Annotated in this window: 9 protein-coding genes and 1 pseudogene; 1 reads left to right on the top strand and 9 read right to left on the bottom strand. The window is 40.8% G+C overall.

Going from position 1 to position 11,280, the window contains the following annotated elements; translation table 11 throughout:
• The 9 genes and pseudogenes from K4Z77_RS09545 to K4Z77_RS09505 all read right to left on the bottom strand — a co-directional run.
• Positions 1 to 1,493, bottom strand: a 1,493-nt coding sequence (locus K4Z77_RS09545; RefSeq protein WP_224219171.1) for a YSIRK-type signal peptide-containing protein, incomplete at its 3' end; no start/stop codon positions are given.
• 461 nt (positions 1,494 to 1,954) lie between these two features.
• Positions 1,955 to 3,150: pseudogene (locus tag K4Z77_RS09540) on the bottom strand (CAP domain-containing protein).
• 136 nt (positions 3,151 to 3,286) lie between these two features.
• A complete protein-coding gene (locus K4Z77_RS09535; RefSeq protein ID WP_224219170.1) occupies positions 3,287 to 4,324 on the bottom strand; it encodes an aldose epimerase family protein in 1,038 nt (345 codons plus the stop codon).
• Positions 4,325 to 4,438: 114 nt separating this feature from the next.
• Positions 4,439 to 5,605: an SIS domain-containing protein gene (locus K4Z77_RS09530; protein ID WP_224219169.1), complete on the bottom strand. Its 1,167-nt coding sequence runs from the start codon at positions 5,603 to 5,605 to the stop codon at positions 4,439 to 4,441.
• A gap of 99 nt (positions 5,606 to 5,704) precedes the next feature.
• Positions 5,705 to 6,109, bottom strand: coding sequence for a PTS sugar transporter subunit IIA (locus K4Z77_RS09525; RefSeq protein WP_001129932.1), 405 nt, complete (start codon positions 6,107 to 6,109; stop codon positions 5,705 to 5,707).
• Between the two features lie 3 nt (positions 6,110 to 6,112).
• The gene (locus K4Z77_RS09520; RefSeq protein WP_000185289.1) at positions 6,113 to 6,934 is read right to left on the bottom strand and encodes a PTS system mannose/fructose/sorbose family transporter subunit IID; all 822 of its coding nucleotides are present in this window, start codon (positions 6,932 to 6,934) and stop codon (positions 6,113 to 6,115) included.
• Positions 6,921 to 7,826, bottom strand: coding sequence for a PTS mannose/fructose/sorbose/N-acetylgalactosamine transporter subunit IIC (locus K4Z77_RS09515; RefSeq protein ID WP_000617013.1), 906 nt, complete (start codon positions 7,824 to 7,826; stop codon positions 6,921 to 6,923). The genes K4Z77_RS09520 and K4Z77_RS09515 overlap by 14 nt, the downstream gene beginning before the upstream one ends.
• A 26-nt stretch (positions 7,827 to 7,852) precedes the next feature.
• Positions 7,853 to 8,329: a PTS sugar transporter subunit IIB gene (locus K4Z77_RS09510; RefSeq protein WP_000156970.1), complete on the bottom strand. Its 477-nt coding sequence runs from the start codon at positions 8,327 to 8,329 to the stop codon at positions 7,853 to 7,855.
• Positions 8,326 to 10,113 carry a glycoside hydrolase family 35 protein gene (locus K4Z77_RS09505; RefSeq protein ID WP_224219168.1) on the bottom strand — a complete coding sequence of 596 codons (1,788 nt, stop codon included), beginning with the start codon at positions 10,111 to 10,113 and terminating at the stop codon, positions 8,326 to 8,328. Before K4Z77_RS09505 ends, K4Z77_RS09510 begins: the two co-directional genes overlap by 4 nt.
• Positions 10,114 to 10,432: 319 nt before the next feature.
• Between K4Z77_RS09505 and K4Z77_RS09500 the strand changes: the two genes are divergently transcribed.
• Positions 10,433 to 11,149, top strand: coding sequence for a GntR family transcriptional regulator (locus K4Z77_RS09500; protein ID WP_224219167.1), 717 nt, complete (start codon positions 10,433 to 10,435; stop codon positions 11,147 to 11,149).
• Positions 11,150 to 11,280: the final 131 nt, after the last annotated feature.

Genomic DNA, 11,280 nt, shown 5'->3' with positions numbered 1-11,280 from the left:
TCGGGTAACTCCGGTTGCACTGCCGCTTCACCTTCATGACCCGGTTCTTGTGTGCCTTTTTTCTCTTCTGAAACTTTATACTCTGGTAACTCCGGTTGCACTACCGCTTCGCCTTCATGACCCGGTTCTTGCGTGCCTTTTGTCGCTACTGGGTCAGTGTACTCTGGCAACTCCGGTTGCACTACCACTTCGCCTTCATGACCCGGTTCTTGCGTGCCTTTCGTTGCTAACGGTTCTGTGTAGGCTGGAGATTCTTCGCGGACTGCGGCTTCACCCTCATGACCCAGTTCTTGCGTACCTTTCGTTGCTAACAGTTCTGTGTAGACTGGTTCTTCTTCGCGGACTGCGGCTTCGCCCTCATGACCCGGTTCTTGCGTACCTTTGGTTTCTAGTGGTTTAGTATACTCTGGTGTTTCCTCGCGAACTGTAGCTTCGCCCTCATGACCGGGCTCTTGCGTGCCCTTTGTTTCTAAGGGTTTAGTGTAGGCTGGTTCTTCCTCGCGAACTGCTGCTTCACCTTCATGTCCGGGTTCTTGCGTGCCTTTGGTTTCCAATGGAAGTTTATATTCTGGTCGATCGTTTGTCGTCGCCAATACTTCCTCTTCCGCACTCTGCACCGTTGTAGCAGACACAGGATTTTCTTGTTCTGGCAATGTTGGTCGAACTACAGATTCTCCTTTGTAACCCGGATTCTGCTCACCTTGACTTGCGAGTGAATCATTAGAAGATGGATTTTCTGCTGCTATCGAAGATTTTTCTGAAAGTCCATCATCCCCAGATGTTTCACCTTGTAAACTAACCTTCCCCCATCCTTGGTTCCATTCTAAATCAGCTGAATGAACTACATCTGATATTTTTGTAGAGTCTGGTTGACTATCACTCCGAGCAGAGTATTTCCCATCGACTGTCCTTGAAAGCCCTGCATTATCCTGTTTCTTAGTCTTGATATAACCAATGTATTGATAACCTTCGATTTTCAGAGGCTCTGGCAAATGTTCCCCGACTCCGATAGCAAATTGACTATTATAGTCAGATAAAATTTGGCTGGTCAATCCAAAAGCACTGGCCGGCAACAATTGAACTCCCATGCTAGTTAACAGCAGAAAATGAACAAATTGTTTCTTCCCATTTTTCCTTTTAGAAACCAATAAAACTAACAAGCTCAAGCCTGCAGTAAAAAGGAAAGTACCAACAGTTGGGTTAAAACCTGTATTCGGTAAAAACTGCTGAGGTCTATAAACCAAGTAATAAGTATCATCTGATTCTTCAGCCAGCTGTGGAAGGGCCTCTACCAGCAAGGATTTTTCCTCGTCTGTCAATTCACCCTCAGTCATATACTTATAATGAATTGGACTTTCTATATGATCGGCTGATACCGATTGAATCCCTTGACTCATCAAAAAGAAACTAGCTACAGTAACTGATACCAATCCCACTGACAACTTTCTCATCGAGAAACTCTGGCGTTTCTCACCAATATTTTTTCGGCTCATATTAACCTCACTTTTCTATACTCTTTATATCAATCTATGTTTTGTAGCATAAAAGTATAAATACAAGAATAATATAGTATTGAATTTTCTGAGTACTTTTCAATAATTACTTATCATTATACAATAAATCGATAGAAATTTCTATTGAAATATACTTAAAAATATACTGCAACTTTATAGAAGAATACAGTGAACTGCAACAATAGAAAACGGAAACAAAATCTAGACAAATAAGTGAGGAGTTTCAAACTAATTACAGTATTTTTTAATTAGATTACCGATTATACTTTTACTATACTCTAAAATATTAGCTCATAATAGAACAGTCTGAGATTGAGGCGACAAAGAATCCAGTCTTTATAAACAAAAAGAGGCCAATGTTCTCCATCAACCTCTTTCTTATCGTTCATTCTTTTTGCTAAGTAAGATGAATACTTTACCTATGACTTACTATCTTCAGCCTAGTTCACCCATTCACCATTACCATTTACACGATAACCATCTGGTGTTGTTGTGCTGACTGCTAAAGCTCCTGAACCATATGCATAGTACCAGTACTTGCCTACTTTAAACCAACCTGTCTTCATGACACCTGATTGATCAAGATAATACCAAGTACCATTTTCCTTATACCAGCCTGTCTTCATAGCTCCTGAGCCATCAAAGTAGAACCATCTGCTACCATCTGTTCCCCAGCCTGTAAACATCGCACCTGAACTATCAAGGAAATACCATGTTCCATCAACTTCTACAAATCCAGTCTGCATGACACCTAAATCATTCAAGTAGTACCATTTACCATCTGTTTTCACCCAGCCTGTCTTCACATCACCAGACTCATAAAAATACCATTTGCCATTAGATTGCACCCAGCCAGACTGACTAGATGTAGATGTTCTAAAATCTCTCAACGATTTTTCTACAACTGTAGCTTTACTTTTAACGGTTGAAAGGTTTGAGGCAGTCACTTCTGTATACTGAATAGCAGAGCCATATCCACCAGCCAATTCCTCTGAAGAAGCATCATCACCTAGAGTTTGAGCAATTGTAATAGCTTTGTATTGATTATTAGGATTTTTAAAAGCTGCCATCCCCATATGTGTAAATTTAGGGTTAATTAGCGACTCATAGTGACCAGATTTCCCATTGTCTGAACCACTATTTTTTTCTGCACATAATCTGCTTTTTCAGAACGCCATTGTTCAATAGCTTTTAGAAAACCGTCATGATTCCATGCCAAATTTTCTCCCATTATACTATTAGAAGTTGGAAAGGCAATCCAAAGCTCTTTGCTAGAAAGACGAGTATGATCCATGGTTATAGAGGCTTCTGTAGCTCTGGCAAAAGCTGCCTTTTCTAGGTCAGTTGACCATTTAATAGGGACATACTTATCTACCAAACCTTCATCAGCTGCTTCCTTACGAATCTTATTAATCGCGTCCAAAATAGATTGTTTATTTGGAGTTAAAAATTCTCCCTTGATTCCAACCAAAACGTTGCCACTAGAAGGTTTTAGCACCTCTGAGGTCAATACATTTTCATTTTTACCATTAATAGATTATGTTGCCACCAGTCTGTCATTCGCAAAAACATCAGTTGTCAAAACTGCTCCTGCCAAGGTCAAAGCCAAGGCGCTAGCAAATACAATTTTCTTCATCTTTTTCTCCTTTTATCCTTTAGATAGGACAGGTATTTTCAATATTAAATTATATCATATTTCCCTACTCTTTGCCCGTTTCTACCAATGTCATGAGGCAAATGCTATTTCCTCCGAAAAGTAGAATCTTCATCCTTTACTTCACAACAAGCTCATAACGTGTCTTACTTGTGAAGGTTTGACCGGCTTTGAGGATGACTTGGTCTTTGAGGTCACTGTGAATGGCATCTGGTAAAGCTTGCGCTTCAAGAGCAATCCCATTGTGCTGAATCATTGGTTTGCCAGCCACAAGTACACTCTCATCCACAAAATTTGCTGTGTAGACTACAAAGCAAGGAGCCTCTGTCTTGAAAAGCAGGAAGCGACCTGAATTTTGGTCATAAAGGAAACCAGCATTAGCATGACCTGCAGGAAGGGCAAATGGATGGTCCAAACCAGACACCAGCTGGATTTGCTCATCTTCTTCTGCAAAGATGTCTTTCAACAAGGCACCATTGTAGATGTGTTTAACCACATCACGATTGGCATCTGGAGTTTTGGCAGGAACACCATCGGGAGCGATTGGGTAAACTCCCTCAGTATTTAGCTGGAAGACATGGCGGTCAATTGTCTGCGTGACATCACCAGACAAGTTGAAATAGCTGTGGTTAGTTGGATTGACCAGCGTATCCTGATCGGTTGTTACTTTATAGCTGATTTCATAGGCACCAGTTTCTTCCAAGTGGTAGCTGATCCAGATCTTGAGGTTACCAGGGAACCCTCCTGTCCCATCTGTACGCTCTGTGTAGAGGGTCAAGCCATGATCGCTCACTTCAGCTAGTTCAAACAAGCTTGAATCCCAACCTGTTGAACCACTGTGGTTACAGTTGCTAGCATTATTGACTTCAAGATTATAGGTCTTACCATTGAGCTCAAATGTCGCACCTGCAATACGACCTGCCACGGGACCCACACTAGCTCCATGCTTGGGACTATTGCCTACATAGCTATCAAAATCATCAAATCCTAAGATAACATTGGCAAAATTTCCAGCCTTATCAGGTGTGACATAGCGCAAGATGGTTGCACCATAAGTCATAACCTCAAGCTGGTAGCCACCGTCCGTCTCAAAACGATAGGCCAAGACATCTTGTCCCTCAACATTTCCAAACACACGCTCTGTGTATGCTTTCATTCTGTTCTCCTTTTACTATTTCTCTCAAGCAAACAAACCATAGAAAGCGAATTGACAATCTATGGTTTATCTGATAATTTACAAATCCTCTTTCAAGAATTCATAAATACTGTCTTACTTTTGATATTCGTGGATGATCACACCTTGTACCACACGGTTTACTGTACCTGTAGGAGACGGTGTGTCTGGTTTATTTTCTACCTTAAGTGAAGTCAATAGAGCAAAGAGTTGGGCATAAACAATGTAAGGGAAGACACGATAAATATCATTCAAGACACCGCCACAACCAAGGGCCACTTCTTTGACATTTTCAAGACCAAAGGCTTGATCACTCAAAAGCACAACACGACGAGCAATCTGATCACCAGCAACTTCACGAACCAAGTCCAAGTCGTACTTACGAGTGTAGTCTGTCGTTGTACCAAAGACCAAAACAACTGTATTTTCGTTGATAAGAGATTTTGGACCGTGACGGAATCCAACTGGACTTTCATACATGGTTGCAACTTGACCAGCCGTTAATTCCAAGATCTTGAGCTGAGCTTCATGAGCAAGTCCAAAGAAAGGACCAGCGCCTAGATAGATAACGCGGTTAAAGTCTAAATCAACAAGCTCTTTGACATCTTCTGCATTGTCTAGAATTTTACGGGCAAGACTAGATACAACTTCAAAACGTTCAGCTTTAACAGCAAATTCTGTAGGATCAAAGGCCAAGAGAGCTGTCAACATCATAGAAGTAAAGCTAGAAGTCATGGCAAATCCAGCGTCATTAGAAGCAGCTGGTTGCAAGAGCAAGAGATTACGGTCATCGCCATGTGCTTGAAGAGCCAATTTACCATCTGCTGCACAAGTAATCGTCACTTGGTAAAGCTCATCCACCAAGGCTTTAGCCAAATCAACAGTTGCCACACTTTCAGGTGAGTTCCCACTACGAGCAAAAGATACAAGGACAGTCGTCACATCTTTTTTCAAATAGGTTTCTGGATTGGCAACAATATCTGTTGTCGCAATAGCATTAAAATTCCACTTGCGTTCGTCATAGACTTCCTTAAAGTAAGGTACCAAGGTGTCTCCCACATAAGCAGAAGTCCCAGCACCTGTCAAGATAACCTTGATATAGTCATGTTTATCAGCAATCCCTTGTAGGAAGGCTACAATTTCTTCACGTTTTGCTTGATAAGATTCAAAAGCTTCTTTCCATACATCAGGTTGTTGGTAGATTTCACGTGTAGTGATTTCTGCACCCAATTCGAGTAAGTCTTCTTTTGTATAATGTAGCATTGAGTTCCTCTTTTTCTATTAAAGATGGGAATGGGAGTAAGCCCCATTCCCATGTATATTCTATATAAAATGTTCTAACGATTTTCACGTTGTCACATCTTATTCATCTTCGTCATCATCGAAGCCCGCTAACAGGTCATTGACTTTCACGATGCTTTCTGCAGCACGGCTCTTATAGTCCGCATCTGCGCCTGTAAGACTCGCATTGATAAATTCAATCACCATTGGAAGATTCATCCCTGCGTAAAGGTCAATATCACGACCTTCCATAATCAAACGACTTACCACGTTACATGGTGTTCCACCGAGAAGATCCGCAAAGACTAGGAAATCATCCAATCCTTCAATAGCAGCTTCAAATTTTGCAGTAAATTCTTCTGGGCCATCTTCTGGAAGAAGAGCCACTGCATGAATATTGTCTTGTGGACCCATGATCATTTCTGTGCTACCTTTAAGCTCTTCACAGAAACGACCATGACTCACCAAAATTAATGATTTAGCCATAAATTATGCGCCCATTCCAAGTACAAATTTACCAAAGGCAGATAGAGCCAAGGCAAGTGCGATAATAATACCGATAGCTTTAGTAGAGTTCATACCTTTCTTACCAAGCAACCAGAAGATAAAGGCAGTAAAGATTGCTGGAAGCAAGCGTGGGAAGATTGAGTTCAAGATGTCTTGGAAGTCAATCATTTTCTCACCGATTGCCCATTTGTAAGAAATTTCAAAGTTGATCATTGTTGCTACAAGAGCACCCATCATGAAGACACCAAGTACAGATGCAGCGTCAATCAAAGCTGTCAAAGTACTTTGCATGTTGTTGATAAGGTTAACCCCTTCTTTGTAGGCAAATTCCAACTGTTTCCAACGGAAGATGTCATACGCTACTGCAACTGCGATCCAAAGGAAGATACCCCATGGTTGGCCAGCGATAGCCATAGTTGCTGCGATTGACCCCATGATAGCAGGTACAAGGGAACCAAAGATTGTATCTCCAAGAGGAGCGAATGGTCCCATCAAACCTGTCTTGATACCGTTAACGGCATCTTTTGAACCTACACCATCTTTTTCTTCCATGGCAAGGTCAAAACCAGCGATAATGGTATGGAAGAATGGTGAAGTATTGAAGAATTGAGTATGAACTTTCATCATTTCTTTCAATTCAGGAGTTCCATCCCCATACATTTTACGCAATTGAGGCAAAATCATGTAAAGGTAACCAGAAGCTTGCATACGTTCGTAGTTCCAACCTAATTGGAAAGTAAACAAGCTACGTTTGTTGATTTGATTAAAATCTTCTTTTGTAAGTTTGTAATTAGAATTCGTCATCTTCGATTTCCCCACTTTCTGATGGTGTAGAAGGTGCTGCTACAGCTACTTTTTGGCTATTTTTGAAGTGAAGCACTGCAAGGAAGATACCTACGATAGAGATACCGATCATAGACAAACCTTTGAAGTTGTTCACGAAACCAATTTTTTCAGCAACATCTTTCGGTAGAGTACCTACGATACCAGCAACAGCGCCACCAAGACCTGTTACATATGAGTAAAGAACAGTCAACATAGCTGTCAAACCAAATCCCATTGCAAGATAGTGAAGGTTACGTTTAACTGGAAGGTAACGAAGCAAGATTGCAAATCCAAGACCTGGAAGCATACGACCTGCAAGTGTCAAACCATCCGCAACCCATTTGTAGGCTTCAACTAAGTCTACTACTGATTGTACAAAGGCACCACCAAAGGCAAGCGCGAAGAAGACTGGAAGGGCACGAGATAAAGCCCAAGGAATCGCACCAAGTAGGTAGTTGCGTTCGATACCTTTATAGTCAAAGCGTTCGATTGCAGCATCCACACGGTGAGCGAAGAAAGTAGTTGTCATACGTCCAAGAACGTCGAAGTAAGTCAAGAGAGCTGCTACTGGCACAGCGATTGTTGTAATCGCAAGTGCTGTATCAATTCCTTGTGAAACAGAGAAGGCTGTCGCAAGAACCGCACCAGAAGTTGCGTCGATACGAGAAGCACCACCGAAGGTACCAACCCCAAGAACGAACAATTGCAAGTTACCACCGATAAGCAGACCAGTAGTCACATCTCCCATAATTAAACCAGTAATGAAACCAGCAAATACAGGGGAACCTGCAGATGAAACGATCGTCAACTCATCACAGATTTGATAAGCTGAGTACAAAGTGAGAAGTAAAATTTGCCACCATTGTATCATAACAATGACCTCCTAAAAATTTTTTCCTATTTTAATAAGCTCAAAAAGTCTGAAATTGGATCATTTGGAACCATTTGAGCAGTAAGTTTAACACCTTTTTCTGCCAATTTGTGGAAATCTTCCACATCCTTATCCACTACGTTGATAGAACGTGTGATAGCGCGAGTTTCTGGTGTTTGAGACATATTCCCAACATTAAGGGTTTCAAGTGGTACACCTGCTTCTACCAAACCAAGGAAACGGTCTGGTTTACGAGCCACGATAAAGAGACGTTGGCTATCGTATTTACCAGCAAGAATATTGGCTGCCGCTTTCTCAATTGGCAAAATACTCAATTTTACACCTGGTGGTGTCGCAAGTTTCAAACCACTCTTTTCAACGTCGTTGTTGACAACTTCGTCATCTACAACCATAATACGTGAAACATTTAGTTTCCCAGCCCAAAGATTGGCTACTTGTCCGTGGATCAAACGTCCATCGATACGGCATCCTACAATTGTCATAAATTTTCCCCCTTTATATGTTTTAGTGTAGGTTTACGAGTTAAATGAATCTCTTCTTTATATTCACCTTCTGTTTCAAAGATAATGATGCGGTTGGCACCTTCCTTGAGATAGCTATGCGGAATATAAAGCGAGAGTGTTGGGCCGACATTCCAAAAACGTCCTAGATTTTGCCCATTGACAAAGGCAACTCCCTTACCAAACTCAGACAAGTCTAGGTAAGTATCTTTCGGCTCCTCGACTGTAAAGTCATAAGCGTAAAAGGCTGGTTGTCCTTCTGTCCATCCTTTTGAAAAATCAATTTTCTCAGGATTATCTAGTGGGAGTGGATAGTGTTTCCAGTTTAGTAAGAAATGCAAATCCTTACAAACCCCTGTCCGAATTCCCTTACGTTGCGTATCCGCTAAGAACTTGTGACCATAGTTGACACGCCCCATATTTTCTATCAAGATATCCAATCTAGACAGCGCTTTCTTTTCTCCTTGATAGAAAATATCTTCCCCAATTTCTGTCTGATATTGGGTTTCAACCCACTGACCATCGACATAAAGCTGAGCTCTATCTCGACCATCAATGATACGAAGTCTTTCTTCTTCTGCATCCCAGTTTGTTTCTGTTCGATAGAGTAAGTAGCCATAACTTTGTCCCAACTCCTCCATCTTTTTAGGATAGAGACTTTCTACTGGACTAGACAAGCTATCTAAGGTTTCAAACAAGGAAACTTTTTCAACCAGTGGAATAGCATCCAACTCCATACTCTCTTTGTAGAGTGGTTCCAACTGCGGATACTCTGGGAAATGTGTTGCCATCATCTTCTTAACTGCCAGATATTTGGCAGTTGGATTTCCTTCTTCATCAAGAAGAGCGTCGTAGTCATACGATGTAACTTGTGGCAAGTCCAAAGTTCCTCGAGCTGAGCAACCATTCATGAAGCCAAAGTTTGTACCACCATGGAACATGTACAGATTGATGGAGCCTTGTTCCAAAACCTCTCGAACTGCATCTGCCAATTCTTTTGGATCCCGTGTGATAATCGGTTCTTTCCAACGGTTGAACCAACCATCCCAGAACTCCATACACATGAGTGGCCATTTCTTGCCATGCTCATCAAAGAATTCCTGCATCTGTGAAAAGTTGTAAGGTGCCTTAGAACCAAAGTTCCCTGTTACAAAGAGATCATCTTCGATTAAGGTTCCAGCTTTCAGAGTTGCTCTCCATGGACCGTCTGATGTAAAGAGGGGACAGGTTACGCCACGCTCTTCCATCAAGTGTCGAATCGCTCTCAGGTAAGCCTTATCTTCTCCGTAAGAACCATACTCATTTTCAACCTGCATCATAAGGATATTGCCACCCTTGTCCAACAAATGTGGGACCAGTCGTGACAAGAGCTGGTCATAGTAGCGACCGACAGCTTCAATATAGGCTGGGTCTGATGAACGAATCCTCATATCTTTGGTTAAGAGCCAAGCCGGTAAGCCACCAAATTCCCACTCAGCACAGATAAATGGTGACGGACGTACAATAGCGTAGAGACCCAAATCTTGCGCTGTCTGGAGAAATCTCTCCAAATCCAGAGCTCCTTCAAAGTTAAACTCACCCTCACTGGGTTCGTGTAGATTCCAAGCAACGTAAGTCTCTACCGTGTTAAAACCAAGAGCCTTCAAGTTGTAGAGCGAATGATACCAATCTTCTGGAGGAATCCTAAAATAATGAATGGCGCCAGATAAAATCTTAAATGATTTTCCATCGAGATAAAAATCATCTCGTATCTCAAATCGTGTCATATTCTTACCTTCTGACAATTAAAGTTTACGCTTTCATTTGTTGATATATTGAATATAACTCAATATACCACATTTGTCAATAGGTTTTCACAATTTTTTTCATTTTTTACCAACTTTTACACAAAAAACTTATAAAGATATAGATTTTACAGACATAGAGCTCCAAGCAGTCAGTATGTATAAAAATGTATAAAATCTCCTTTTTTATATGTAACTTAATCTTATAGCCTATTATTCTAATTTTTTTATTCAAAAGACTACTATTCTTCCCGTTTTTATGGTAGAATCTTTAACAGAGAAGTAAAATCGAGGTGAAATTATGGCAATTCCAAAATATCAATATATCAAAGATGAATTAAAGAACAAAATCATCTCTGGGCAATTTGCAAGTGGAGATAAATTTTACACTGAAGCTGAATTGATTGCAATGTATGATGTTAGTTCTATCACAGTTGTCCGCGCCTTAAACGACCTTGCCAAAGATGGTTATATTGTCCGCCAACAAGGAAAGGGTACATTCGTTTCACGCGCACGCAAACACAAACTCGTAGAGTTTTCTGATGTAGAAGTTTTTGAAACTAAAGATGATAAAGTGACCGTCCTTTCTATTGAGCGTGGAAACAAACTAAGCTACTTAGAAAAACTTGGACTACGCGGTAATCAATTCTACTACAAGATTGAACGCGTACGCGAAACAAATGGTGTCGTATACATCTATCACACATCTTATATTCCAGAACAATATATCAACGCAAATTATCCAAATCTTGAATATTATAGCTCTATCTATAACCGTTTCAAATTGGATTACCACATTCACATGAATGATGAACATTTTGAAGAAAGCAATGAAATAGCATTTCCAACTCCAGAACATGCGGCTTCCGTCCTCGGAGTCGATGAACAATTCCCAACCGTTTTACAAGCCAAGACTACTAAGCTAGAGTCTACTGGTCAAGTTCTCGCTTACAGCGAAACTTATAAACGAGCGGATTATTACAAAATCAAATTCATTTCATGTGACCGTGATCACTAAGAAGAAAGCCTGAGCCTTGGAGTCCACTGAAAAAACAGGTCTCTTACTTTTAATGAAATGAAAACCGAGGAATCTCTCGTTAATTTGAGCGAATTCCTCGGTTATTTTGTATTTATTAAGGTCATAATTCG

The sequence above is a fragment of the Streptococcus mitis subsp. hohhotensis genome (assembly GCF_020089495.2).
Taxonomy (GTDB): Bacteria; Bacillota; Bacilli; order Lactobacillales; family Streptococcaceae; genus Streptococcus; species Streptococcus hohhotensis.
The sequence above is the reverse complement of the archived record's forward strand: the minus strand, read 5'-3'. Positions and strand labels throughout refer to the sequence as shown.

Excerpts from the sequence above, each read along its gene's own strand:
- K4Z77_RS09535 (WP_224219170.1), bottom strand. The coding sequence starts at position 4,324 with ATGAAAGCATACACAGAGCGTGTGTTTGGAAATGTTGAGGGACAAGAT.
- K4Z77_RS09515 (WP_000617013.1), bottom strand. The coding sequence starts at position 7,826 with ATGATACAATGGTGGCAAATTTTACTTCTCACTTTGTACTCAGCTTAT.
- K4Z77_RS09505 (WP_224219168.1), bottom strand. The coding sequence starts at position 10,113 with ATGACACGATTTGAGATACGAGATGATTTTTATCTCGATGGAAAATCA.
- K4Z77_RS09530 (WP_224219169.1), bottom strand. The coding sequence starts at position 5,605 with ATGCTACATTATACAAAAGAAGACTTACTCGAATTGGGTGCAGAAATC.
- K4Z77_RS09520 (WP_000185289.1), bottom strand. The coding sequence starts at position 6,934 with ATGACGAATTCTAATTACAAACTTACAAAAGAAGATTTTAATCAAATC.
- K4Z77_RS09510 (WP_000156970.1), bottom strand. The coding sequence starts at position 8,329 with ATGACAATTGTAGGATGCCGTATCGATGGACGTTTGATCCACGGACAA.
- K4Z77_RS09500 (WP_224219167.1), top strand. The coding sequence starts at position 10,433 with ATGGCAATTCCAAAATATCAATATATCAAAGATGAATTAAAGAACAAA.
- K4Z77_RS09525 (WP_001129932.1), bottom strand. The coding sequence starts at position 6,109 with ATGGCTAAATCATTAATTTTGGTGAGTCATGGTCGTTTCTGTGAAGAG.